The organism is Anaerofilum hominis (assembly GCF_014287275.1).
Taxonomy (GTDB): domain Bacteria; phylum Bacillota; class Clostridia; order Oscillospirales; family Ruminococcaceae; genus Pygmaiobacter; species Pygmaiobacter hominis.
This window is the reverse complement of sequence record NZ_JACONZ010000005.1, coordinates 317,809-343,849: the sequence shown is the minus strand read 5'-3', so window position 1 is coordinate 343,849 and position 26,041 is coordinate 317,809. Positions and strand designations below refer to the sequence as shown.

Annotated in this window: 24 protein-coding genes; 16 read left to right on the top strand and 8 right to left on the bottom strand. The window is 53.0% G+C overall.

Annotated elements, in window-relative coordinates:
• The 8 genes from H8S23_RS13645 to H8S23_RS13610 all read left to right on the top strand — a co-directional run.
• On the top strand, positions 1-1,350 hold a 1,350-nt coding region (locus H8S23_RS13645), incomplete at its 5' end, for a collagen-like domain-containing protein (RefSeq protein WP_186888900.1).
• A gap of 12 nt (positions 1,351-1,362) precedes the next feature.
• Entirely contained in the window at positions 1,363-1,899 is a 537-nt protein-coding gene (locus tag H8S23_RS13640) for a hypothetical protein (protein WP_186888899.1), read from the top strand.
• A 113-nt stretch (positions 1,900-2,012) separates the two neighbouring features.
• Positions 2,013-2,603 carry a hypothetical protein gene (locus H8S23_RS13635; RefSeq protein ID WP_186888898.1) on the top strand — a complete coding sequence of 197 codons (591 nt, stop codon included), beginning with the start codon at positions 2,013-2,015 and terminating at the stop codon, positions 2,601-2,603.
• A 15-nt stretch (positions 2,604-2,618) separates the two neighbouring features.
• Positions 2,619-3,014 carry a hypothetical protein gene (locus H8S23_RS13630; RefSeq protein WP_186888897.1) on the top strand — a complete coding sequence of 132 codons (396 nt, stop codon included), beginning with the start codon at positions 2,619-2,621 and terminating at the stop codon, positions 3,012-3,014.
• 34 nt (positions 3,015-3,048) lie between these two features.
• Complete coding sequence (locus H8S23_RS13625) at positions 3,049-4,137, top strand: glycoside hydrolase family 25 protein (RefSeq protein WP_186888896.1); 1,089 nt, start codon at positions 3,049-3,051, stop codon at positions 4,135-4,137.
• Positions 4,138-4,620, top strand: coding sequence for a phage holin family protein (locus H8S23_RS13620; protein ID WP_243166024.1), 483 nt, complete (start codon positions 4,138-4,140; stop codon positions 4,618-4,620).
• 367 nt (positions 4,621-4,987) lie between these two features.
• Positions 4,988-5,752, top strand: a complete 765-nt coding sequence (locus tag H8S23_RS13615) for a hypothetical protein (protein WP_186888895.1) — start codon at positions 4,988-4,990, stop codon at positions 5,750-5,752.
• Positions 5,753-5,756: 4 nt separating this feature from the next.
• On the top strand, positions 5,757-11,333 hold the full coding sequence (locus tag H8S23_RS13610) for a nucleotidyltransferase family protein (RefSeq protein ID WP_186888894.1): 5,577 nt from the start codon (positions 5,757-5,759) through the stop codon (positions 11,331-11,333).
• A 12-nt stretch (positions 11,334-11,345) separates the two neighbouring features.
• Here H8S23_RS13610 and H8S23_RS13605 read toward each other — a convergent pair whose 3' ends face one another.
• Positions 11,346-11,744, bottom strand: a complete 399-nt coding sequence (locus tag H8S23_RS13605; RefSeq protein WP_186888893.1) for a hypothetical protein — start codon at positions 11,742-11,744, stop codon at positions 11,346-11,348.
• 324 nt (positions 11,745-12,068) lie between these two features.
• Here H8S23_RS13605 and H8S23_RS13600 point away from each other — a divergent pair, with 324 nt between their 5' ends.
• The 6 genes from H8S23_RS13600 (at position 12,069) to H8S23_RS13580 (ending at position 16,992) form a co-directional block, all read left to right on the top strand.
• Positions 12,069-12,314 carry a helix-turn-helix domain-containing protein gene (locus H8S23_RS13600; RefSeq protein WP_186888892.1) on the top strand — a complete coding sequence of 82 codons (246 nt, stop codon included), beginning with the start codon at positions 12,069-12,071 and terminating at the stop codon, positions 12,312-12,314.
• 850 nt (positions 12,315-13,164) lie between these two features.
• On the top strand, positions 13,165-14,337 hold the full coding sequence (locus H8S23_RS13595) for a trans-sulfuration enzyme family protein (protein ID WP_186888891.1): 1,173 nt from the start codon (positions 13,165-13,167) through the stop codon (positions 14,335-14,337).
• Between the two features lie 519 nt (positions 14,338-14,856).
• Positions 14,857-15,714: an amidohydrolase gene (locus H8S23_RS13590; RefSeq protein WP_243166023.1), complete on the top strand. Its 858-nt coding sequence runs from the start codon at positions 14,857-14,859 to the stop codon at positions 15,712-15,714.
• On the top strand, positions 15,702-16,163 hold the full coding sequence (locus H8S23_RS14060) for a zinc-binding metallopeptidase family protein (RefSeq protein WP_243166022.1): 462 nt from the start codon (positions 15,702-15,704) through the stop codon (positions 16,161-16,163). Before H8S23_RS13590 ends, H8S23_RS14060 begins: the two co-directional genes overlap by 13 nt.
• A gap of 325 nt (positions 16,164-16,488) precedes the next feature.
• Positions 16,489-16,605, top strand: coding sequence for a zeta toxin family protein (locus tag H8S23_RS13585; protein WP_186888890.1), 117 nt, complete (start codon positions 16,489-16,491; stop codon positions 16,603-16,605).
• Positions 16,606-16,623: 18 nt separating this feature from the next.
• The gene (locus H8S23_RS13580; RefSeq protein ID WP_186888889.1) at positions 16,624-16,992 is read left to right on the top strand and encodes a hypothetical protein; all 369 of its coding nucleotides are present in this window, start codon (positions 16,624-16,626) and stop codon (positions 16,990-16,992) included.
• 129 nt (positions 16,993-17,121) lie between these two features.
• On the opposite strand, the gene H8S23_RS13575 is transcribed toward H8S23_RS13580, so the two are convergent.
• Together H8S23_RS13575 and H8S23_RS13570 are read right to left on the bottom strand one after the other, a co-directional pair.
• Positions 17,122-18,420 (bottom strand): tyrosine-type recombinase/integrase, encoded by a 1,299-nt coding sequence (locus H8S23_RS13575; RefSeq protein ID WP_009288851.1) that lies wholly within the window; start codon positions 18,418-18,420, stop codon positions 17,122-17,124.
• Positions 18,421-18,542: 122 nt separating this feature from the next.
• A complete protein-coding gene (locus H8S23_RS13570) occupies positions 18,543-19,193 on the bottom strand; it encodes a helix-turn-helix domain-containing protein (protein WP_009288850.1) in 651 nt (216 codons plus the stop codon).
• Positions 19,194-19,374: 181 nt separating this feature from the next.
• Here H8S23_RS13570 and H8S23_RS13565 point away from each other — a divergent pair, with 181 nt between their 5' ends.
• Positions 19,375-19,590: a helix-turn-helix domain-containing protein gene (locus H8S23_RS13565; RefSeq protein WP_009288849.1), complete on the top strand. Its 216-nt coding sequence runs from the start codon at positions 19,375-19,377 to the stop codon at positions 19,588-19,590.
• 256 nt (positions 19,591-19,846) lie between these two features.
• Positions 19,847-21,277 (top strand): MobA/MobL family protein, encoded by a 1,431-nt coding sequence (locus H8S23_RS13560; protein WP_009288848.1) that lies wholly within the window; start codon positions 19,847-19,849, stop codon positions 21,275-21,277.
• A gap of 126 nt (positions 21,278-21,403) precedes the next feature.
• Here the strand turns inward: H8S23_RS13560 and H8S23_RS13855 are convergent, their stop codons facing one another.
• From H8S23_RS13855 to H8S23_RS13535, 5 genes are all read right to left on the bottom strand, one after another.
• Complete coding sequence (locus H8S23_RS13855; protein WP_198097251.1) at positions 21,404-21,544, bottom strand: hypothetical protein; 141 nt, start codon at positions 21,542-21,544, stop codon at positions 21,404-21,406.
• Positions 21,545-21,657: 113 nt separating this feature from the next.
• Entirely contained in the window at positions 21,658-22,884 is a 1,227-nt protein-coding gene (mef(A), locus tag H8S23_RS13550; protein ID WP_009288847.1) for a macrolide efflux MFS transporter Mef(A), read from the bottom strand.
• A 531-nt stretch (positions 22,885-23,415) separates the two neighbouring features.
• Positions 23,416-23,793: a TnpV protein gene (locus H8S23_RS13545; protein WP_009288846.1), complete on the bottom strand. Its 378-nt coding sequence runs from the start codon at positions 23,791-23,793 to the stop codon at positions 23,416-23,418.
• A gap of 433 nt (positions 23,794-24,226) precedes the next feature.
• Complete coding sequence (locus H8S23_RS13540; RefSeq protein WP_186888888.1) at positions 24,227-24,604, bottom strand: hypothetical protein; 378 nt, start codon at positions 24,602-24,604, stop codon at positions 24,227-24,229.
• A gap of 133 nt (positions 24,605-24,737) precedes the next feature.
• Positions 24,738-25,886 (bottom strand): FprA family A-type flavoprotein, encoded by a 1,149-nt coding sequence (locus tag H8S23_RS13535; protein WP_186888887.1) that lies wholly within the window; start codon positions 25,884-25,886, stop codon positions 24,738-24,740.
• Positions 25,887-26,041 lie beyond the last annotated feature (155 nt).

Genomic DNA, 26,041 nt, shown 5'->3' with positions numbered 1-26,041 from the left:
GGGAACGTGGGCCGGCCGGACACGCCGGGGGTCTCTTCCGCGGAGATGCAGCGGATATTGGACGAGCTGCCGCGGGAGGTCATCATCCCGAAATTCAACGGCCTGGTCGAGGCGCTGGAAACATTGGAGATCGAAAAGCGGGTGAAGAGCGGCGATATCATGGCGATCCGCGTAAATGCGGACAACCAGCTGGAGGTCTCGGCGGACGGTGTGAATTTTGAGGCGACCGGCAGCAGCGGGCACCTGATCGTGGGCCCAGACGGTGCGCAGATGCCCCAGCGCGGGCGGCTGCGGTTTACGGGCGACAGCGTGGTGAGCGACAGCCCGGAGACAAACGAGACCCGGATCACCGGCGTAAAGGGGGACAAGGGGGAGCAGGGGGAAATCGGACCGCGCGGACCGCAGGGAATACAGGGATTGCCGGGCCGGGTCTATCTGCCGGTGATGGACGACGAGGGAAACATCACCTGGAACATTGTGGAGGACAGCGGCACGATACCCACGGCCCGCAACATCCGCGGCCCCCAGGGCGTGCAGGGCACACAGGGGCCGCAGGGGGAGCAGGGGCCTGCGGGACCCGCGGGTGCAGCCGGTGCGCAGGGCCCACAGGGGCCACAGGGCCCGGCGGGGGCTGCGGGCATGGACGGGCGCAGTTTTACGGTCAAGGGCAGGTACGAGACACTGCTGGACCTGCAGACGGATTATCCCACCGGGCAGGAGGGGGACGCCTGGAGCATTGGCAGTATCGGTTATAACGTGGTATATGTCTGGGATATCAATGACGCGGCATGGAAAAACGTGGGCCCGATCCAGGGACCGATGGGGCCGGAGGGCCCTCAGGGAATACAGGGGCCGCAGGGAGCACAGGGGGAACAGGGCCCCCGCGGGCAGCAGGGTATTCAGGGAGTACAAGGAGAGCGCGGCCTGCCGGGGCCGCAGGGAGAGCGTGGCCCACAGGGAACGCCCACCACGGTGAACGGGAAAAGCGGTGATAACATCAACCTGACGCCGGCGGATATCGGGGCGGCGACGGCAGCACAGGGACAGATAGCGGAGGGACTGATCGACGGCAGCAAAACGGCCGCAAAGGCGGAGAGTGCAGCGGCTGCCGCAAAGCTGTCCACGCCGCGCAAGATCGGCAGCGCGGATTTTGACGGCACGGCGGACGTCACACTGGCAGATGTGGGGGCGGAACCGACTTTTGCCAAAAACACCGCGTTCAATAAAAATTTTGGCAGTTCTTCAGATACGGTATGCCAGGGCAACGACAGCCGCTTGTCCAACGCGCGGCGGGCAAGTAATATCTCCATGAGCCTGTCCGGGACCACGCTGACCATCACATACAGCTGAGGAGGGCCGGGTATGCCGATCAAACTGAACAATGCAACTTTTAATAATGGCGGGACAGCAAAGTTTAACAACACTTCTCTATCTGCGATCAGATATGGGAGCACGGAGGTTTGGAAAAAACAGACCACATTGTATCATTACGGCGACACCGGCAGCAGCATCACGGGGGGATGGACCCCCACGGTGACGGGCACAAATGCAGGGAGTTTGGCCTCCGCATCAGCCGCAGGCACCTACCTATACACCAAAGCGGAAAACAACACCTCCGCCCAGTTTCGCACCAACAGAGCAATAGACCTAACTCCCTACAAAAAGCTCTATTTCATTTGCACGGGTAATATTTCCCCGACGGGCTGGATAGCGGTTTTCCTGGATGCCTCCGACGCCTGGAATGCAAGTCAGCGCTATATCATCGAAAGCAGTGTTTCCAATTACACCGGCGTTTGGGATATCAGCGGCATCTCAGGTTCTCACGTTGTGGGAGTCTGCGCCCGCACGGGCTGGCCGGGCCGGTCGGAAATCACATGGTTCAGCGTGACGCTGGAGTAACCGAAATAAAGGAGAAAACCATGAATAGAGCATTACCCCCCCCCCCCCCCCCGTAGGGGTGTAGCGTTTTCAACACCTATTGCACTTTCCACAGCCACAAGGGGGTGCAATAGATGGCGCTGATTTACAACAATGTCGCGGTGCCCGCTGGTGGGGCGGTCGTCTACAATAACGTAGCGCTTCAGCAGGTCAAAAGCGGCAATGTTCTCGTCTGGCAAAAAACGCCTCCCTTTCTTTATAACTCTGGTAATTCCTATTCGGAGTATACCGGGGGATGGACGGGTTTTGAAAGACAAACACAATATGGAGACTGCGTACAGATTGCCGAAAGCAATGCTCTGTATGCGTATGCCTATGGTATGGGGATAAGTGGAGTAAGGACTGCTAAGGCGGTAGACTTTTCTTTGATTAACACATTAACGCTCAATTTTTGGACCAGCGTGGATAGGGACTATGCCCACATAAGAGTATGTTTAACAACTTTTGTGCCGGATGGAAATAATATGTGGACTGATCGCAACACTGCTGCTCCGGGTCAGGTATATCAGTTTAATGGGTATGATGGAAATAATGCGACAAGGAATATAGGGATAGATGTTTCGGGATATAAGAACTCCTATTATGTGAGCATCTTTTTTCATTCAGCAGATTTATTCGAAAATCATTTGTGGCCGTTCAGAGTGTACAGCCTAAAATGCAATTAACAGGGAGGAAAATATATGTTAAAACTGAAATTTGCAGACAACAGCGAAAAGGAAATTCTTGACGCAACCACAGTCTACCCGAGCGGCAGCAGCGCTATCCGCAGCCGGATGGAGGTACATATGGCCGAGGACGCAATGCCGCTGGAAGCGTTTGAGGCACTGGTGAGTGACCCCCAAAAAACGTCGGCGCTGCGGCTGATCGAAACCGGCCTCGGGGAGGACGGCACCGAGGTCACAGTGCGCGACACCCTCTACAGCGCCTATACCCTGGTTGCATCGCTGGGTAAGCAGCGGGTGGACAAGCTGGACTATACCAGCGGCCAGCCTGCGGGAGAGACCCATCTGGTGGCGGTGCTGGAACAGCTTACCTATATCGAGCAGCAATTGGCAGCGCTGGGGATCAGCGTATAAGTGCCGCACCGGCAAAAGTGGGGAGGGATCGGATTTGGAGCAAAAAGGCATCGACGTATCGAAATACCAGGGAGAGATCAACTGGCCACGGGTCGCGGCATCCGGGGTGCAGTTCGCCTTTGTGCGGGTGGGGTGGGCCGGGTATGAGGGCGGCATCGATGAGGGCCGGGACCCGTATTTTGCCCAAAACATGCGCGGTGCATTGGACGCCGGACTGGCTGTGGGCGCGTATGTGTACAGCTACTGCAAGACGGCAAATGCCGCCCGCCGGGCCGCCCGGGAGGCCGCCGCGCTGCTGGCCCCCTACCGGCTGACCATGCCGGTGGCCTTTGACATGGAGGACGCAGCGACCTACAAGTCCATCTCAAAGGGCGACAACAGCATCATCGCGGCCGCATTTCTGGACGAGGTCCGGGCGCTGGGATATTACCCCATGCTGTACACCTACACCAGCTTTGCAAACAGTTATCTTGACATGGACGCGCTGTCCGGCTATGATCTGTGGCTCGCAGACTATCGCGGGTATATGGGCATCCAGGGCGCGGACATCTGGCAGTATTCCAGCAGCGGGCGGGTAGACGGGGTCGCCGGCAGAGTGGACCTGAACATCGCCTACAAAGACTATCCCGCCCTGATCGGCGGACACGGATGGACGGCAGACAAAAAGGAGGATGACGGCATGATGCAGTTTTTAGAGGTATTCGGGGAGAAGAATTGCCAGTGCTTCACGGGGCCGGACGTGGATGCGGTGGACAAGTCCTACAACAACGGCACGTTGGCGAGCGGTACATATTACCCTCTGATGGCCGACTGCGGCACGGGGGCGGACGGGTACCGCTGGGTGCGGGTGCTGGTCGGCGGGGCGGAACGGTACGCGGCGGTGCTGGACGATCGGTGCAGGATCACGGGCCTGTCGGCAGGCGACGCGGTGCGGGCGGTGCAGGCGCAGTCTGCGGGCGGGGACGCGGAAGAGATGGCGCAGCAGGTCAAAGCACTGGAGAGCGCCAACGCCGGGCTGCTGGCGCGGGCATCCACGGCCGAGACAAAAGCCGAACAGGCGCAAGATCTGGCGGACGGGTATCTCGCCCGCATCAAAGCGGCATCTGCCGCACTGGAGGGTTGAATGATGGAAACCATGTTGACGAAGATCAAGGCCGCGATGACAGGCGTCTGCGGGGTAGTCACCGCGGTGTTCGGCTGGCTGGGGTGGCTGGTGATCGGCTGGGCGGCCTGTATGCTGCTGGATTATGTGACCGGCAGCATTGCGGCGGCCAGGGCTGAAAATTGGTCCTCCGCTGCGGCAAGGGACGGGCTGTACCACAAGCTGGGCATGATCGTTGCCGTACTTGTGGGCGCGGCGGCGGACGGACTTTTGGGAATTATTATCAACAACCTGCCGGGGATCGCGCTGCCGTTTGATTACAACGCCCTGATTTGCCCGCTGGTGCTGTGCTGGTACATCATTACCGAGCTGGGCAGCATCACTGAAAACGCGGCGGCTCTGGGCGCGCCGCTGCCGCCGTTTTTGCAAAAGATCCTGGCCTGTGTGCAGAGCGGCACTGAGGCGGCGGGAGAGAAACTTGCCGGGAACGAAAAGGAAAAATAAAAAGAAGAACAGCCCGTCCTAAGCTTAGGGCGGACTGCTTTTGAAGGGAGAGAAAATAATGGCGACTATGCCTTGGGTCCGAGATCCGTTTGATATAACGCAATCAGATTCTAAACCAATAAAAGATCTTTTAAAAGCTCTTCAGGATTCCCAGCAACCGCCTACCGTATACGCGACTTTGCCCACAGAAACACAGCCTACACAAACTACACAGCCTACACAAACTACCGGCGGCGGCTCTACCCTTTCCGCCCTCTATGCCCAGCAGATGACGGCCTACCAGAGCCTACTGGACCAGCAGCGGGCGCGAGCGGAAGAGGCTGCCCGGCAGAAACAGGCGGCGGCCCAAGCGGCCTACGATAAAAATATGGGTTACCTGACTGACGCCTACGCGCGCCGCGGCGAACTGCTGCAGGGCAACTACAACGACACGCTGACGCAGCTGCAGGGACAGTACGATTACGGCGCGCAGGGGGTCAACGAAAACGCCGACCGCGCCCAGCAGCAGGCGTATCTCAACTACATGCTGTCCAAGCGGGACCTGCCCCAGCAGCTGGCGGCGCTGGGCATCAACGGCGGCGCGTCGGAAAGCCGGCTTGCCGGCCTGTATAACAGTTACGGCAACGCCCGTAACGCGGTGGACACCGGGCGCAACAGCGATCTGGCGTCCCTGTTGAACACCCTGAACCAGAACAAGTCCAGCGCATTGCAGGCCTACAACAGCGCTTTGTCGGACGACGACGCAAGGAAACTGGCATACCAGATGGAGCTGGAGCAGAACCTGGCCAATGGTACAGCGCAGATCTTGAGCGATAAATATGACGCGCTGAATAATCTGGACAGCACCTATACGCAGCAGATGGCAGCGCTGCAGCAAGCACAGGCCCAGGCTGCGGCAAAGGCGGCACAAAGCAGTTACAGCGCGGGCAATGAGGGGGCGCAGTTGAATACAGAACAAGCCCAGGCTGCCCTTGCCAGTGCGGCAAAAGCCTATCGGTCCGCTGTAGGCAATGGTTTCAACAGCTCGCAGGCTTTGGATAAGGCGCTGGACGACCTGTACACCTCCGCCTGGGAGCTCGGACTGGACGACGCCACATTGGAGGCCATTGCGGCACAGATTGCGAGAGGGTGAGCAGATGATGACCCGCGAAGAATTTTTGAAGAAATACGGCTCCGGCTCAGCAAACACGGGGAACCACACAGGGGAACGCACCGGGGGCAGAATGAGCCGTCAGGAGTTTATGGCCAAATATGGGAGCGGGAGCAGCACCGCGCAAAGCCCGGCCGGCAGCCATGAAGAGCTGATGGCAACGGTGGCCGAACTGACCGGCGGAAACACGGCGGCCGTGGAAAGCCGCGAACCGCCCGCGGGAGAAAAGGAAAAATTGTCGGCGGCCAGTCGGTTCAGCACTACAGACGTCCTGCGGGCGGCGAACGATACTCAGGGGACGATGCTGAACGAGCTGTTTCCCCAGATAGTGGGACAGGCGCGGCAAAAGGCAGAAGCGGCCCGGGAGCAGCGCAGGCAGAAAAAAGAAGAGGGCGTGCTGTATGGGTACACCCCGGAGGAAAAGGCTGTCATCGAGGCCGCGACCCCGGAATATAGCTGGAAAGACGCTTTTAGGGCTGCGGGTGACGTTACCGGCACCCAGTTCGCCGATATTCGGCACGGGGCACAGATCAGAGGGGCCGAAACCGAGGCTGTACAGCAGTTTGAACAGGGTAAGACCGACGCTGAGCTGCTGGACTTTTACGCCGACCCGTCGGTCAAGCTGAACGACGCCCAGATGCAGACGGCAAAGCGGCTGGTCGCACAATTCATGGATAAATATCCTTTTGACAACACAAAAGGATATGAAGAAGCTCAGGGTGAACAACTTGCGGCGATGATGCAGGACCCGGACTACACGGAGATCACGCGGTTACAGACAAAGATCAGCGCAGCCAGCTCTGCTGTGGCAGGGGCCGGAAAAGGCCTTGGATTCACCGATCTGCTGATTAAGCTCGGAGGCGCAGCGGCCAGCCTGTCGGGGGACGAGGATTGGCAGGAGAAAGTGCGCGCGACAAAGGACGACCGGACGGCAGTGCAGAGTGCGGCACAGACCCAGCAGCCGATGGCTTACGGCGCGGGGATGATGGGCGGGAAAATGGCCCAATACTTTGGCGGTAAACAGTTTGTGGCGGGGGTGCCGGGAGTTGGATCCGCGCTGAAATGGGCGGGGAACGCCATCAGCGGTGGCTTGTCTGGCCTGGGCCCTGTGGGACAGGCCGCAGCGGGATTCTTTACCCCGGACCGGGTGGCGGGCCTGCTGGGGGACCAGATGCTGGACGTGACCTTTGATACGATACCGGAAGCGCTGGATAATCTGGATCTTATGCGGAGGCAGGAGGAACAGGGCGTCCCGGAAGAGGAGCGCATGACCGGCTGGGATGTGGCGGCACAGGCGGCGCAGAACTTTGGGGTCAACGCGCTGTTCAACCTGGGCAGCGAGGCGATACCCGCGGCGATCAAGACCATCGTAAAAAAACTGCAGGGAGGACAGGCGCTCACGGATGCGGAAGCCGCGGCGATAAAAAGCTACTATATCAATGAGCACCCGGGGACTACCGCGTTCAGAGAGGATTTGAGGCACCCCAAGGTGCCGATTGGTCCCGAGCCTGGGGTCTCTGCGAACGCGTTGCTGGAGACCACAGGCAACGGAGGAGCAGAGATGGAGATCGACCCGCGGCTGCGGGCTTTGGCCCCGGAGCTGTATGGGGATGAAATAGTCAGGATTTCGGCCCCGCAAACTGACGCCCCCGTCCATCAACGCAGCATGCCGAACCCCGATTTTGTGGATAGCATAGGGCAGACAAGTGAGGATCTGAAAGCTGTGATTCAGAACCATCAAAGCAGCTTGGGAAATTTGGATAGACAAGCAGTGGAAGAGATTTCAGCGCTGGACAAGCTGGCTCTGCAAAATGCGGCAGAAGGAAAACCCTCACTGAGATTTGAAGAAGCGATCACACAGGCGGAACAAATCCATCGGTTGACGCCTGCAAAACAGCAGGAGCTGATTGGTGGGATCCGTGAAGCACTTGGGGATGGCGTGGAGGTGATCGACCCCGGGGAAAAATCCATCTCCAGCCTGGCCAAAAAGATCATGCGCAAGGTGAACCAGGAGGGCCGGGCAGACTATGACATTTTTGCCCCGAAAGATCATACCCGCACAGCAGTTCTGCTGAACAGTCTGGAGGACGTGCCGAACGCAATTGCAGCCCTAAAACAAAAATTCCCCGGCTTAACCGGGGAAGTGTTTATCGACGAACCGCTTAACAGCAGCGGATATCGAGGTATTCATTTAACGGCTGATCTGGGAGACGGGATAAAAGGAGAAATTCAGATCTCCACCCCGGAAGCCTGGGCAATAAAAAAACAAACCGATGCCATCTATGATAAATGGCGGAATTTTGACGAGTTTTCCCTCACTGATGCGCAAGCTGCTGAACGTGCGGCGGACTATACGAAATCGATGGAGATGTGGGAAGAATATTACGACAGTTTCACTCCAGAAGTTCGGCGCATGGCTTCCTCTTCCGTAATGGGTCTGGAATCAAGCCAAGTACCGAATACACCTTTAAAAGGAACCCAGGCGCCGTCAATAAATTCTTTCACACGCAATTCGGAATCTGGATACGCCAGAAGCCGCGAAGTGCCCTCTACAATGCCATATCGTGTGTCCACTTCTACCCCTCCCTCAGATACTGTTATTTCTGAAAATAGTATACCACAAAGCAGGGATATAGACAAGTTGAGCGGAGGAGAACCGCCTGCCACCCCTGACCATTTCGCAACGGAAACGGACCTTTTGGAGGACGGGGCCGGTGGGCCCTCTGTCGGCGCAAAGCGGGCAGAGTATGTGCCGAAACAGAAAGTGTCCAAAGTCAGTTCCCGTACTTATGCCGATACCCCTTTTCTTGACGAGGTGTCAAAAAATTCGGCAAACCTCAACAATATTGACCCGGAGACCTCAAAGTTCACCTATGACGTGATGACTGAAAAGCAGTCTCTGCGTGAGGCTATGCAGCGCACCGGCACCCCCGAGCTGCTGACGGCGGAAAAGGCCGATCTGCCGACAAAGATGCGCTTTGACGGAACTGATACCGACACGGCGATGATCATCCTGCACGACGCGACAGAGCGGGCAAAAGAAACAGGCGACTGGTCAGAGGTGGAGCAGTGGGCCAAAATCATTCAGGAGCGCGGAACTGAGGCCGGCCAGCGCATTCAGGCATTTGTAAAGTATACCCGCACACCAGAGGGCACGCTGGTCAAAGCCGAGCGGATGGTCCAGCAGTATGTGGAGGACCTGCAGAAGTCCGACCCGAAGCTGTTTGAGGCTATGCAGGACCTGACTGACAAGCTTAATCAGATCCTGAACGAACGAACAGCGAGCATCCCGCAGGACATGGATGAGGCTGTCAGGAACTTGAGAGAGGCTGTGGATGCCGCCGTCAATTCTTCGAAGCTTGACCTCGGGGACAACTTCACAGATGAACTGATGAAACTCTTTCAGGAGGAGCGTCTGAGCAAAAGTCAGTTGGAGCAGCTGATCAACGAGTTTTCGGGAGTGCCAGAGGTGACGCTGGACGACATCCAGCAAATCATGGACATCATGACCGATGCCCAAAAGCTGCCGCTTTATTCCAAAGAGCGGGAGGTCATTGAACAGCAGGCGTACAAGATCATTGCGGATAAATTCGATACATCCTTTGCAGAGAAATGGAATGCCTGGCGGTACATGGCGATGCTGGGGAACCCCACAACGCACATTCGCAATGTGGCCGGAAACACAGTGTTCGGCGCCGTGACCCGCATCAAAAACGATGTGGGAGCTCTGATGGAAGCGACGATCGACAGGATCAGACAGGCGATGGGCAAAGAAGGGATTAACCGGACCAAAGCGCTGTTGAACCCTTTCTCAGAAGCGGACAACGCACTGAAACAGGCAGCAAAGGATGATTTTGCAAACGTTTATGCGCTGGTCACCGGGACGGGAAAAAAGAACCCCACTCGCGGCATCATGGAGGCCAAAACCATCTTTGAGACCCCCGTGCTGGAAAAGACCAGGACCCTGGTTTCCGGCGCACTGGAGGCGGAGGATGATTGGGCGCTGAAAGGGGCCTATGCAGACAGCCTTGCCCGCTGGCTGAAAGCCAACGATGTGGGCGCAGAGGCGCTGAAAGCCCCAACGGAAGATGTAGCGACCCTGCTGGATCAGGGACGGGCGTATGCCATCGAACAGGCGCAACAGGCAACGTTCCGGGACGCATCCAAAGTGGCGACGGCGATCAACAATTTCAGCCATACCAACGCGGCCACAAATATCATCACCGAGGGTATTTTGCCGTTCAAAAAGACGCCGATTAATATCGTGAAGCGCGGCATCGAATATAGTCCGGCGGGGCTGGTGGACGGAATTGCAAAGGCCTGCAAAGCGGTCAGAAAGGGCAGCGTGAAAGCGGACGAGGCTATCGAGGCGCTGGCGAAAGGATTGACCGGCAGCGGAATCATGGTGTTAGGTGGATACCTGGCCTCTCAGGGGCTGCTGACCGGCGCAGGCAGTGGCAACAAAAAGGAAGCAAATTTTGAAAAGTTGACCGGGGCACAGAGCTATGCTTTAAACATCGGGGGAAAGAGTTACACGCTGGACTGGATGGCGCCGGCTGCGTTGCCACTGTTCGTAGGAGCAGAACTCTGGAATACAATTTTGGAGAGCGACAAGGGAGAGTTTACATTTTCAGATTTTGCAGATGCCATGCTGAAAATCACAGAGCCGGTGCTGGACATGACCATGCTGCAGGGACTGAACTCCACCATACAAGCAGCCGCCTACGGCGGGGCGAGCCCCATCGAGAGCATCCTCACCAATGCAGCGGTAAATTATGCCACCCAGGGAATACCAACTGTTTTGGGCAAGGTGGCACGGAGCGTGGACGATACCCGACGCACCACCTACACAGACAAGACCGGCTTTGCCGGCACGCTCGACAAGACATGGCGCGGGGTGATGAACAGGATGCCCGGCCTATCCCAAACCAATGAACCCTATGTGGATCAGTGGGGCAGAACGCAGGAAAACGCCGGGGGCAGCCTGCTCGGCAGGCTGGCGATGGGAATGCTGTCACCGGGATATTACAGCGAGGACAAGACCACCGAGGTGGACAGCATTCTGAACCAGCTTTACCAGGAGACGGGAGAGACATCTGTGCTGCCGGGGTACGCCAACAAGACCTGGACACAGGATGGAGAGAGCCACAGATATACGCCGGAGGAATACACTCAGGTGAGCCAGACAAGGGGGCAGACTGCCTATAGCATATTAGAATACCTCACGCCCATGTATGAGGACATCCCCGCGGACCAGGCAGTCAAAGTGACGAGCAAAGCGTATGACATCGCAAACGAGATCGCCAAAAATCTGGTGGTGGACGTGCCATTGCCGAAAGGCACTCAGACGGTGCTGGATTGGGCCGAAGATCAAGGGGGCGACCAGTATGAGAGTATAGCAACGGCGCTGTTTGCAAAGCAGGTCATGGGAGACGTCCGGGGCGACAAGTACCCGAACGGAAAGACGATTCCCGGCAGCGCAAAGCGGAAAAAGATCGACGCATTGGTCGAGGCAGGATTTACACGCGAAGAGGCCATGAAAATTTACCGGGAATTGGAGTGATCTTTACCTGTTTTAACCCGTTCTTCGGCGGCTTTGCACCGAAAATTCAAACAGTATTTTAGGCAAAACATGTTGCGGGCCTCCGCAACCATGTTTACTTAAGACCGCTTTTAAGGTGCTTTGCATCTCGAAAGCGGTCTTTTCTTTTTCTTCGCCCTCTTTGGTGTCAATGCGCTCTATCAGCAGCCGCACAGCTTCCCGGTCCGGCGCCGCTTTAATGCTTTCCAGCCAGGATTTGATCGTATCCACCGTGAAGTCTTTCGGAGGTTCTGTCGCTTTCAGGATGGCAATCTCCTTGCACAGAGCCGCCCCCCCTTTTCTGCATTGGGTCGCGTCCTGCGAGTCTTTCGCTGCGGCTGCCGCGGGCTTTGCCAATGTCTTTAGGTATGACTTTAATTCGATCTGGGACATGCTATCAGTCCCCATCCGTTTACCTGCTGTCCGGTAGATTTGCGCCCTTTCGGGCTGGGCTCTTTTGAGGTCATTTTCACTATATCATATATATTTCATGTATAAATAGAAAATAATCAGATTTATACCATTTATTTTACGTGTAGGCTGTATGCAACAATAAGTATGATTTTTCTTATAAGTAATGATGTGACACGAGATATATCTATGAGGGTGAGATGGATAAAGTGGAGTATGTATATAGCGAGCGGTTTTACAGTTGAAAAAACAAAAAAGATTTGGCAAATGAAACATAAATGATATAATAAAGGCGAGGTGGGGAACGTGAACATATGTGAAGCCGTTAAATTGGCGATGAAAAATCAAAAGACCACACAAGGCCAAATGGCTGAGCGCATTGGGGTTAAGGGACAATCGGTAATTGCGCAGCGGCTCCGTATGGACAATATTAGTGTGAACACGGTTTTGGAGATGCTGGATGCCATTGGTTATGAGATGGTGATTCAGGAGAAACGACCGGGTCGGCGGTCCGAGGGACAGTTTGTTGTAACGCTCGAGAAGCGAAAATGATTTATGCGTAATCTTCGAGTATCCACCGGAGAACAACACCTTGCGCAGTAAATCGAGGCGATCAAAGCATACCGCGATATTCCAACCGAAAACATATTTTCGGATAAGCTGAGCGGGAAGAATTTAGATAGGGTTGAGTATAAGCGGCTAAACGACCTAGGCCGGCCTGTATGGTCTCATGAAATGGCCGACAGAACATTTTAGATAAAAATTAGAGAAGCAGTAAAGCCTGATCTTCTTGCACTATGTAAGCGATCAGGTTAAAAAATGAAACCGCGAGAAGATGGAAAATTAGATGTGCCTTAAAACCTGACTGCTGCAATTAAGGAGATTATATCATGATCTGGTTTTTTATTTTGATTCTTCCTATATTAGTCATCTTGGAGTGTGCAAGTAAAAGCGGAAAGAATGGTCGGCGCAGATAAGTAAATACGACTTAATAGTGCCAAGTGATTACTTTCCAAGTGCCTCTCAATTTTTAGGGATCGGAGGCACTTTATTTTTATGGATATATCTTTTTTGTTGAGACCTGCCAATAAAACCGTGCAAACAAGCCGTTTGCACGGTTTTTTCTTATTGCTTCGCGATAAAAAGCTTGTTTTCGGGGCCGCGGCTTCGCCGCTGCGCGGCAGCCGGGCCCATTGGCCGAAAAACAGCCGTCTGCCGCGTTGGCAGGCAAAAAAATGGGAAGTTTTCCGCCTCCCGGCGTCCGGGATGCACAGGGGGCGCGCGGCCTCTGCGCCCCGGGGCGGCGCCCGCGCGAAATATGTTTGCGAAACCGCGGAATATAGGGTATAATGACCCTAGCAAAAGCGGACAAACATTTTATCATCAGACAGGGAGGATGTATATGAGCAGATACGATACCGACTTCAGCAAAATGGACTTTGCCACCCGCGCGATCAAGAGCGGCGAGGGGCCGGACCCGGTGACCCGCGCTTTGAACACGCCCATCTACGAGACCACCACCTACGGTTATGAATCCACAGAGGAATATGACCGGATGCTCGCCGAAGGCGCCGACTGGGCCCCCGGCGTCTACATCTACAGCCGCACCACCAACCCCACCACCGTGGCGATGGAAAAAAAGGTCGCCTCGCTGGAAAGCGCCGAGGACGCCTGCATCTGTGCCTGCGGCATGGCAGCGGTGAGCAACGCCCTTTTCTCGACCCTGAACGCGGGCGACCATGTCGTCTGCTCCGACGACACGTTCCTGTGCACTTCGAGCATGTTTGCGGACATTCTTCCCTCCAAGGGGATCGAGACCTCGCGCGTGGAGATCCTGGAGCTGGAAAACATCGAAAAGGCCATGCGGCCGAACACCAAAGCGGTCTATCTCGAGGTGCTGTCCAACCCGCAGCTGAAGCTGGCCAACATCCCCGCCATCGCGGAGCTGGCGCATGCCCACGGCTGCAAGCTCATCGTTGACAACACGTTCCTGTCCCCCTGTGTCCTGCGGCCGCTGGAGCTGGGTGCGGACATCGTCGTCCACTCCGGCACCAAGTACTATGTGGGGCACGGAGACGCCCTGTGCGGCATCGTCGCGGGCCGCAAAGAGGACATCGACCGGGTGCGTTATTACAACGACAACCTGGGCACCCATATCAGCACGTTTGACGCGTGGCTGGCCCTGCGCGGCACCCGCACGCTGGCGCTCCGGGTGGCCCGGCAGTCTGAAAACGCACTGGCCCTGGCCAAGTGGTTTGAGGCGCGCCCCGAAGTGGACTATGTGATCTATCCGGGGCTTGAGAGCCACAAACAGCATGAGCTGGCAACCCAGCTCTTCCACGGCGGCCATTTCGGCGGCATGCTCTGCGTGCACCTGAAAGGCGGCTACGAGGAGATGGCAAAATTCGCCGACAGCACCACGATCCCCCCGATCGCGACCAGCCTTGGCGACGTTGTCACCCTGATGTTCCCCAAAAAGCCCTACAACAACCTGATCCGGCTGTCAGTCGGCTGCGAAGATGTGAACGACCTGATCGCCGACTTTGAGCAGGCTTTCAACAAAATGAAAGAGTAAGCGCCGCTTCAGGTCTCAGACGGGCCCAGGCGCATCCTCCTTTATGCGCAAAAGCGCGGGCCAGGCCGGCGGCTTTGCCAAAACGGGCCTGCCGGCTGCCGGGAAGAAACCGGGGATGCGCGTGTGCCGCACGAAAAAGAAGCGTCCTGAAAAATAATCAAAAAGCGTTTTCCCGGCTGGCTCTGCCGCCGGGAAAACGCTTTTTTGCGCCTGTCCGCACCTGCGGGACGTGCGCTGCAGACCTGTTCCGACCCTGCGGCCGTCCTGCTGCTGCCCGCCTTTTTTCTCTACCGCCTCAGCGCTCTTTTTGCTTGTCTGCCTCCCGCAAAGGGGCTATAATGAAAACGGCCTCTCCCCGCTTTTTTCCCTGAAAAGCGCGTGTTCCATACCGCTTTTCCGGCGGGTGCGGCCCGCTGCCGCCCTCCCATAGGGGGAGGATCACAGCCGCGGCAGCGCCAACTTGAGATCGGCCCGGCCCGCGCCGGGCCCGCGGGGCGTTTGTCCCCGGGAGGATATGACATGGAAACTTTGCAGCAAACCATCATCCGGGCCGCCGAGGCGATGCAGGAGGAGCTGACGGCCCGCCGCAGGGACTTTCACGCCTATCCGGAACTGGGCTGGTGCGAAATGCGCACCTCTTCGCTGATCGCCCGCCGCCTGACAGAACTGGGGTATGAAGTGCTCACCGGCCCCGCAGTCTGCCGGGACGAGGCGCGGATGGGCCTGCCCGACCGGCAAACGCTGGAGCAGGCATACCGGCAGGCGGAACAGCAGGGCGCGGACCCTGAATTTTTACCCGCCGCGCGGGGCGGCTTTACGGGTGTGATCGGCATCCTGCGCTGCGGGGAGGGCCCAACGGCGGCGCTGCGCTTTGATATCGATGCGCTGCCGGTGTCCGAGTGCCCGGACGGGGAGCACCGGCCCACCAGAGAGGGCTTTGCCTCCCGCAGCGCGGGCGTCATGCACGCCTGCGGCCACGACGGGCACGCCGCCATCGGGCTGGGCACCGCAGAGCTGCTGATGCGCCTGCGGGACCGGCTGCACGGCACGGTGAAACTGATCTTTCAGCCCGCTGAGGAGGGCGTCCGCGGGGCGAAGTCCATTGTGGAAGCGGGCCACCTGGACGGTGTGGATTATGTGCTGGGCGGGCATATGGGCGGCGCGCCCGACACGCCGGCCCCCTCGATCGGCGTGGGGTCGGGCAATACGCTGGCCACCACTAAGTTCGACGTCTGCTTTCAGGGAAAGCCCGCCCACGCCGGCTTTTGCCCCGAGCTGGGCAAAAACGCCATGCTGGCGGCCGCTGCCGCTGTGCTGAACCTTTATGCATCCCCCGGCACGGGGCCGCGTCCACCCAGATCAATGTGGGCAAGCTGACCGCGGGCAGCGGCCGCAACGTGGTGCCCGACTGCGCCAGGCTGGAGGTGGAGGTGCGGGGCAACACCGCCGACGCCAACCGCTATATGCAGGAGTACGCGTTCCGGGTGGTGAAAGCCGCGGCAGAGATGCACGACTGCGGCTGTGAGATCCGCCTCATGGGCGCTGCCGACTGTACCCGCAACTCGCCCGAGCTCTGCCGCAGGGTGGAACAGATCGCCGCGCAGGCGGGGCTGTCCTGCCAGGCCCTGGAGGGCGGCGCCTCCGGCAGCGAGGACTACTCCTACTTTTCCGAGCGGGTCCAGGCACAGGGCGGCCAGTCCTGTTACTTCTCCAATCTGGTCCGCTGCGCCGGGCCTTTCCACAACAGCCGGTTCGACTTTGACGAGGTGGGTCTGGTCAACGGGGTAAAGCTCTTCACCTGCGCCGTCTGCGATCTGCTGCGGTAAAAAATAGCCGCAAGGCTATTTTTGGGGCCATCCGCCCGGTTGCCGCGCAGCGACGAGGGCGGGGCCAATTTAAGATAAGTTATTTTTCAGCAGCCATGCGGCCTGTCCTCAGGCTGCGGCAAATAGGAATCAATTGTTTTTATTGCGCAGCAATAAAAAATAGTTGTTTTCCCGGATGGTTGCGGCGTCTCTATAAGTTAAAAAGCTAAAAAGCGCATAGTTACTGGATTCCATATGGAATAAATTTACTTTAAAGTGACAAATTGGTCGCCTTTGGCGGATAAGGCACCGACCGACAAATCGAAATTTTGATGGGAGATACACCATGAAAAAGCATCTGTTTTTAATTGGCGGTGCAAGCGGATGCGGCAAAACTGCGATCTGCCAAATGCTAGCGGGAACCATGGGCAAGGTTATTTGCTTGGATGGCGATTCTTTATAGCATCCCCAAATATTCAATATGGAAAACACGGCGCAATTCTATGATCTGTGGTTCAAACTGGCAAACGACATTACCGACAACGGTTTGTCTGTGGCAATCTTCCATGCAGGTCTCGGTTTGCCAGAAAACTTGACTTCATTTGCACGAGATACCTTTGATGTTCATTTCTTAACGCTCTATTGTTCCAATGAAGAACTGGAGTCCAGATTGCTTTCAAGACCCGAATGGAAGAATGCAGGCGAAAGGGCGAATGGTTTTATAAATGCGATGAAAGGGATGAATATGAAGTACCAACATTTATCTACGGAGAGTAAAATTGACACTTCCGACATTTCACTTTCCGAGAGTGCTTCTAAAGTTAAAGAGTGGATCCTGTCTTGTATGTAAATTTGGATTTATCTAATCAATCCTCCGAAACCCTTGTATTTTCAAGGAAAATCGGCATTTTAATACTCGTTCCTTATGTATTTTCCCTTGTTTTTGCCCTTATGAGCCGAAACAAGGGAAACTTTTTGTTTAGGCTTCCCCGACCACCTTATCAAGCAGTCTTGCGGAAGTTCGTTTCGCTTCTCTCTTAGAGTGAGCGTAGATGTTCATTGTGGTACTTACATCAGAGTGTCCGAGCAGTTCCTGCACATCCTTTGGTGCTGCACCGTTGGAGAGCAGATTGCTTGTGAATGTGTGTCTCAGCATATGAAAATGGAAATCTTCAAATCCTTCCAGTTTCTTTTTTGCCGACCTTGTCATAACACCAACTGTACTCGGTGACTCGTATGCTCCGTCAGGTCTCAGGCAGACAAAGGATATTTCCTTGTATCCGTCCGGCACTTCATCCGTTCTCGGCAGGCTGTAGACTTCATAGTAAGTACGGTCTTTTTCTTTGACCTCTTTGTAGTAGTTGAGGTGATAGAGTTCTCCATACTTGAAGCGGTTCTTATGCTGTTCCGTCTTTGCCTTTCTGAGAATGTCCGCCAGAGTGTCGCAGAAATCCACGGTACGGACTTTCTTGCGTTTGGTTGCACCTATCTCTGTCTTGTGCCTTTGCCCGTTGTATCGCATACTGCGTCGTACTGTGAGGTACTGTCCGTCAAGGTTGATGTCCTGCCAAGTCAATGCACACGCTTCTCCGATACGAAGCCCTGTGTAATAGGCTATCTGCATCGGGAGCAATGCAGGATTGTCTTTCTTTTTCAGAAAGTCCTCCAACATTACAAACTGCTGGTGGTCAATGGTAGGCGTGCTGTCAACTTCTCCGCCCTCGTCTGCAAACAGTTCGTATTCCTCTTTCTTTCCTCTCCATACCACATACTGCATAGGGTTAAAGGAAATCAGCTTCTTCGGGAATACCGCAAATCGGAACGCCCCCTGCAATACTGCTGAGAACAACCTCAGATACCCTTTACTGAGTGCCTTTGCTGTCGTTCCATCGGGGTTTTGTCCTCCGAAAGTGAGGAAGTCCATAAATGCCTGTAAATGTTCCGCAGTGACCGTTTTCAGCTTTCTGTCTCCGATAGGATATTGTTTTATCCTGTTCACTGTTCCCATATAAGCCATCACTGTACCGTTGCTCAGATTGCCGGGTTTCAGTTCTTCCTCCACCCACATATCAAGCAGCATACCCACAGTAGTGTTTTCAGGCTTTGCCACGAACTTCTTCGCTTCGTAGTCCTCCATTGCCTTGCGGAGCAATGCTTCCGTTTCGGATTTGCTTTCTGTGCCTGCAAACTCACGCTGTACCATCTTTCCGCTTTCATCTTCTACATAGAAGCGGTAGTACCATTTCTTGCCCTTTTTTCTTACAGATCCTTTTGCCATTGATAAATAGTCTCCTTTCTATCCGTGGCAATCGGAACTGTGACGTATGGTGTGCGTAAAGTAAATAGTGTCACATCCGCCGATTGTTTAATCGGCTTTTTTGTTGTCAAAGAGCCACGGAATTATTCTTTTTCGGCAAGCCTTGCTTCGGCTTCCGCTACTATCCCGAAAAGGTCACCCATCTTCACAGCGGTACGACCTTCATCGTAGATATGTAAAATTCCGTCTAAGAACCGTTTCATATCCTCAATCGGTGCTTCCATTTCTTTGTGGTAAACTCGTTCCTTAATCGCTCCCGACTCAATCGCATATCTCATAAGAGACTGTTTCAATCCTTCGTCTTCTGCAACACGGTCAACCTCTGTCATAGCATCGGAGAAGTGGTGGCAGAGAACGGAATACAAATCAATCATCTTTCCGAGGAATGTGGTAAGGAGCTGCTGGTGTGGTTCTCCATTCACAACCGTAGACACAGTATCAATGTACTTTTTGATATGTTCTTCCAAGTCTTTTTCGCAAAGCGTTCTGCTGTCATATTCCTTATCTTCTGAAAGACCTGTGAGCCATTCGGGAGTGGTAAGCAATGCTTCTGCAAGTCCATTGATAATCATTGTTCTCTTTGGGTCTACGCCGTCTGCTTCGTATCTCTGTATCGTTGATTTGTTCACTCCGATACGCTTGCCAAGCTCCGGCATTGTGAGATTCAATTCTGTTCGACGTTCTTTCACTCGTTCACCGACCTGTTTTGCGGTGAATGTAATTTCTTTTTTCAAGGTTTACACCTCCTATCGAAACCAAGTATAGCATATCAAAACCTGTTTTGCAACCATTTTCTCGATAAAAGTTAAAAAATATCTTTAATGGGTTGTAAAATGAGTTGACAAGAGATGGCAAAATAAGTATAATGATAATTGCAAAGTTGCAAAATGAGTATTTCGAAAGGAGAGATGTGTAATGACAGCAATTAAAATGGGTTTAACTATCGAAGAAGCAGCGGAATGTACGGGTATCGGTAGGAACACAATGCGAAAACTGGTGGACTGGGGCAAGCTGCCTGTTCTGAAAGTCGGGCGAAAGACGATTATCCGCAGGGATACGCTGGAGCGTTTTATGACGGTCAATCAGGGCAGGAATCTCCTCAATCCAAGCGATGTACGAAAAGTGGAATAACCGTTCTCCAAAGCCCTCGGCGTTTGAGAGCGAAATACACCCCTCGCACAAATCTGCGATTTGTACTCTGGGTATTTCGCCCCTGCGGGGAGCCTGTATCACAACTTCGGACACCATCACCTCAGTTATGATACAGAGGAAATTGCACCGCAATTTCCGTTGCTGTCCCACCAATCACCGATAGCTGTGACAGCCGCACCCGACAAGTCGGTTGCGTAATGAGTACGGTATTCTCAGCGGAGAAAGGAGCAAAAAGTTGGCAAGACATTCTTTTATCCGAATGTCGAAACTGCCCAATGTCAAGGGAAGAATCTCATATATCACGAGCCACGCCAAACAGGAAAACCTTTACGCCACCTATCGTACCGCCGACAATACCTTTTGGAAGAATCTCGCCAGGGAAAGCCAGCAGGAGTTCCAGCGAAGCGGAACAAATGGGAAATGTATCGAAGCAAGGGAGTTAATCATTGCCCTGCCGGAGATTTACACCACCTTTGACCCTCAGCAGGTGCTTGAAGAATTTACGGATAAGTTCCGACAGCAGTACGGAGTGGAATGTGTATCGGCTCTGCACCACAACAAACGCAAGACCAATTACCACATTCATCTCATATTCAGCGAAAGGAAACTGCTTCCAGAACCTGACATCAAGATTGCCACCAGAAGCGTATTTTATGACGAAACAGGAAAAAGGGTACGAACCAAGAAAGAAATCACAGACGAAAACGGTCAAATCCGAAAAGGCTGTACCGTTATCAAAAAGGGGGATGTTTACGAAAGCCATTTATTCAAAACCAAAGATGAGCGTTTCAAAAGTGAAGCGTTCATAGCAGAAGCAAAAGAAGTTTACACGGAACTTATCAATTCCCACATTTCAGATCCCGAGCAACGACTGAAAGTGTTTGATAAGAACAGCGTGTATCTCCCCACAAAAAAGATAGGCAAGAACAACCCCAAGGCTGCCGAAATCGAAGCGGACAACACGGCAAGGCAGGAATGGAACAGAACAGCAGATTTGGCTCTTGTATCGGGCATTGAAAAAACAAAGATACTGGAAATCAAGCAGACCGAAATCCACGATAAAGCCGGTCAGTCCATCCGTGAAAATGGTTGGCTTCCAAACCTATTCAGAAGTATCGTAGGCAAGGCAAAGGAATTTCTGCAAGCCATCATCCGTGAAAAGGATATGCCACCCAAGCCAGTCCTTGATATGGATATGGACGAGTTCCGCACAATGCAGACCCTTATGCTAAAGGTACAGAAGCAGGCGAAAGCAATCAAGAAGATACAGGAGATCACACTCCCGAATCTGCGACAGCAGCTTGCTGAAACAACGGGTATCTTCAAGGGCAAGGAACGCAAGGCTCTGGAAAAACAGATACAGCAGACCGAATCCGAGCTTAAAGAAAAACTGGATAAACTCCCCGATATTCTAAAAGATGACGGTTATCCTGATGTACAGGCATTTATGAAAACTTACCGCAAAGCAGAGGCTATTATCACACAGTATAACCAAGACCTTGCAGAATGGGAGCAGACAGTTAAGAACGGACAGAAACCTGCCGAGAAACAGCACAGACCGCCCGAAAGACAAAGTGTGCGTAACAGGCTCAGACAGCTTCAGGAAGAGAGTAAACAGAGTTCTCAGTCGAAGCAGAGAAAGAAATCCCAAGGCAGGGACAGATAATCACGACATAGGAAATCAACACCGCAGGGCAACCTGCCTTGCGGTCTTACATATATATCAGAGCATAAGAAAACACCCTGCAAGATTTTTTTCGTCTTGCAGGGTGTTTTCTTATGCAATCCAAACTCAACAGAAACCTGAAAGTTTTCTACGCATCGCTTTTCTATTTTGGGTGGAATTTGTTAACGAAACTAATTCATCTATATCTAAACAAGTGCGTCCTTTAAATTCCACACGAATGTCTTTTGCTTTTAATATCAATTCCATAACATTTTCCTCCTGTCTATAATCGCATGTTTTCATTTGCTTGTACGCAGGGAAAACCCTGCGATTTTAGCAGGAAAAATTACATGAAAATTAAATACATAAAAATGGCCCTCCTATGAATTTTGTTTTAAATCTAATTTTCTAATCTCAGTTATCATTGGGCAAACTATTGCAATGCAAATAATTAAAATACCTGATAGTAAAAACCAATGATTTACACCGATTCTATCAGCAAAGAATCCAGAAAGAATTAACCCAATTGGCATAGCAAGAGACATGATACTTCCAGTTAAAGAAAATACACGTCCTAAATATTCAGGCTTAATTTTCTCCTGAAAAAGAGCTGTTTGCACACCGCTGTAAAACGGAACCGAAAGCCCCATTATTGCACAGCAGACTACAAATATGAAAAATCCACTTTGGGGAAGTAATCCTGAAATGGTTAAGCTTATCCCCATCATAAAAATGGATGCCGTTATTAATAAGATTCGCTTTTGGTAATTCCCAAATAACCCTAATAATAGACCCCCTATCAACATACCAGAGGCATAAGCAATCTCCGTAATAGAAATATGCATCGGTGTACCATTAAAATATTCCATAGTGATTAAAGGATATAATGCATTTATGGGCATATAAACAAACATATATAATGTTCCAACGAGTAATAAAGCAAATAATCCTTTATTTTGCCGTAGTACAGCCATTCCTTCTTTCATTTCTCGTATGAAATTTGGTTTCAAACTTTGCACTTGATCACCCAGCTTAGGAATACGTACAATTGCTACCGTAATAGATGCAATCACAGCACCCAATACATCGATGGCAATAATAGCATTTAGTTCCCAAACGGAGTATAAGAGTGCTGCAACCGCCGGACTAACAATATAGCTTATAGACTGCAAAGACTGACTATAGCCTGCACATTTCGTAAGCTGTTCTTCTGGTACTAAAAGTGGCGTAACCGCATTGAGAGCCGGGGTGTGAAAAGCTGTTCCAATGCTACGGATAAACAATACTACCATAACCATCCAGATAGGTAGCTCCATATACAATGCAACAATAGCAAGCACTGCCCCAGCTGCTGCGATAATTAAATCAGCACCAATCATTATCTTCTTCCTATCATGACGATCCACTAATACACCAATAGCTGGTCCAAAGACCGCATAGGGTAAAAAACCTACTAGTGAAGCCATAGACAAGACCATCGCAGATCCTGTTTTCTCTGTAAGGTAAAAAATGATCGCCATTTGCAGGATGGCACTAGTGATTAATGATACTGCCTGCCCTGCCCATATTGTATAAAACTTAAGTTTCCAATTGTTGTATTTTTCCATTTATATTATCTCCTGCATATTATTTTGCTTGAATTTCTATTTTGAACAGCATTCTAGGCAATAAAAAATGCAGGCCAAAATCCACAATGTGGCTTTTGGTCTGCATACATACAATTTGGAAACATTCATATTAAAGACATAGTTAAATAAAGGTATAGTTAAATAACTTATATCTCACCGTAACTAATGAATGCTCAATATCGTATAAATAAGCACAACAAAAAAGCCTATCATCGGGGATAGATTCTGCTTTTTTTATTGCCAGCTTATCTTAAACGCATTGAGGCTGTCATAGTTTCGGTTCCTCCTAAACTCTTATTTGTATCAGCATATATTTTAACACAATAAGTTGTTTTAAGCAACGTTTAAAATTGAAAAAAGCCACGGACAGCGATAGCAAAATACGCAATACCGTCAATGGTCTCGATGAACAGTGCAAGCACTGCCATTGACGGTATTTCTTTATTTTGCTTATGAGCAGACAAGGGCAGTAAGCCAAAAGCTGGCTTACCGCCCCAATCACTCATTCTGTTATGCGTAGATAATCTCGCTGTAAATGATTTCTCTAACTCTGGACTGAATTTCATTCATTTTCTGTACCCACAGCATAGCATTATCTGCTTTCAGTTGCTCGGTCACATTTTCCTGCTCTGCAATTTGCTTTGTCAGCAGGAGCAAACGCTCCTGTGCCTGTCTGTCAATATCTGCAAGGTAGGAGTTTAGTGTACCCTCAATCAGCATTGTGGTATAGAGGAACTGCTTATGCTCCTTTAGATACTGCTTGTGGCGTTGTCCCCACAAACCGATAGGCTGTGTTTCTTTTTCGGAAAGTATCAGACAAGGGATATAATAATCTCCCTGCAATTCATACCATAAACCATTACTCTCATCAAAAATGTACTTGTCCATATAATAAATCCTCCAGTATAATATATTCGCACATACGTCACAGTTCTCCGATTGCCACATTCTGTTATATCTTGTTATCAGATTTTCTTTCCCTTGTGTTTGCCCTTATCAGCTTCCAAGGGAAGAATAAGCATAAGTGAAATCGTATAATAAGTTAAGGTGAGCATTTTGCGATAAACTCTTTATTTTCAAGGCTTTTGGAGGATTTTATTAAAACCCTGTGAGGGTTAATAACCACTTATAAAATTGTGGTTTTCAAATTTTAATTTATCGGGCTGATTTGGTGCGCCAGTCACGCATGGAAATAGCCCAGATATGTGACGGCGCCCATCTCACGTTGGGAAGGTATACTATGTACATCAGCAGGCCGGACAAGGGCTTGCTGATTTTGTATTTCATGATGCCCCGCTTTACAAAACCATGCTGTTACAGGTTATGCTGCTTTATTCGTAGGTTTTGAGAAAACGCCCATTTCATGCGGGTTTGCGGGGTTGGCCTGTGGAACGATTCGCCACTTTCGGCTCGTTTTTCTCAATGCTCTTGCCATAAAGGCCATTTGTTTTTGCGCTGTATTCTGTTTCACAAGTAAATCCCATCCGGTGATCCTCCCTTTGCAGAACATGTTACCATCTGCCGCAGAGCTGCACGATTGCTTTCGGCAGAGACGCAAGACCGCATCGAAACAAAAATAAAAGGCCCCGCCGCCGGCGGAGCCTTTCGTTTTTTGAAATCGGGAAAAAGCGGAGACGCGCGCTTTTGCGGCGCTGAAACGAGCGGCAAAGCCGCCGCTGTCCCCGCCTGCAAAGTGCAAAGAAGCAGCCCCACGCCGCGCGAAAACACCGGGGAACGCCCGGGCGGGAGCAGATGCGGGCTTCTCTCACCCGCCGGGGCTGCGCGGGAGGGCCGTAAAACCGCCGGCTGACCCGCGCGCCGACGCCGTCCTTTCAGCCCAGCAGCGCGGCGGCCAGGGTCTCCAGCGCCTCAAGATCGCCCTGCTTTACCGCGCCGCGGATCGTGACAACAGGTTCGACGATCTCGATCTCTTTCATCTGGGAGAGGATCTCCCGCATCGTCCTTGCCGCGGAAGGCGCCCACGAACCGTTTTCGATCAGGGCGACCGTGCGCTTTTGATAATTTTTTGCTTTCAGATGATGGAGAAAATCCTCCATGAAAGGCATGACCCCTGCATTGTACGAAGAGGCCGCCAGCACGACCTTGCCGTACTTGAACGCATCCTCCAAGGCCTCCGACATGTCGTCACGGGCCAGATCAGCCACCGCCACGCTGGGGCAGCCCTTGTCCCGCAGCAGTTCTGCCAGCCGGGCGGCGGCGCCGGCGGTGTTGCCGTGGAGGGAGGCATAGGCAATAAAAACGCCCTCCTGTTCCACGCCGTAGCTGCTCCAGACATCATATTTCCCCAGGTAATAGCCCAGGTCCTCTTTCAGCACCGGGCCGTGCAGCGGGCAGATGACCCGGATATCCAGCGCGGCCGCTTTTTTCAGCAGCGCCTGCACCTGCGGGCCGTATTTGCCCACGATGTTGAAATAGTAGCGTCTGGCCTCGCAGGCCCAGTCCTCCTCCGCGTCCAGCGCACCGAATTTGCCGAACGCGTCGGCGCTGAACAGCACCTTGTCGCAGCTGTCATAGGCGACCATCACCTCGGGCCAGTGGACCATGGGGGCCATGAGGAAGCTGAGCTCGTGGCGTCCCAGGGACAGCAGGTCCCCCTCCTTGACGGTGACCGCCCCGCTCAGGTCCAGGTCAAAATACTGGGGCAGCATCTGAAAGGTCTTGGCGTTGCCCACCAGCCGGATGCCGGGGTACTTGTCCACCAGCGCCCGGATGCTGGAGGCGTGGTCCGGCTCCACATGGGTGATCACCAGATAGTCCGGGCTGCGGCCCGCCAGCTCACGCTCCAGGTTGTCCAGATATTCCGCCGTCCTGCGCTTGTCCACGGTGTCCATCACCGCGACCTTTTCGTCCAGGATGAGATAAGAATTGTAGGCGACCCCGTTGGGGATGGCATACTGCCCCTCAAACAGGTCCAGCGTTTTGTCGTCCACGCCGATATAGCGAATGTCTTGCGTAACCATACGGACACCTCCGAAAATCTGATCTGTGCGCAGGGCGCCCGGGGTGGGCCTGCGCGGTTTCACGACACAAGAAGATTATACACAATCCTGCCCGCGTTGTCACTTTTTGCGGGGATTTTTTGTTGTTTTGCTCTGCTTTTCAACAAAAAACCAGT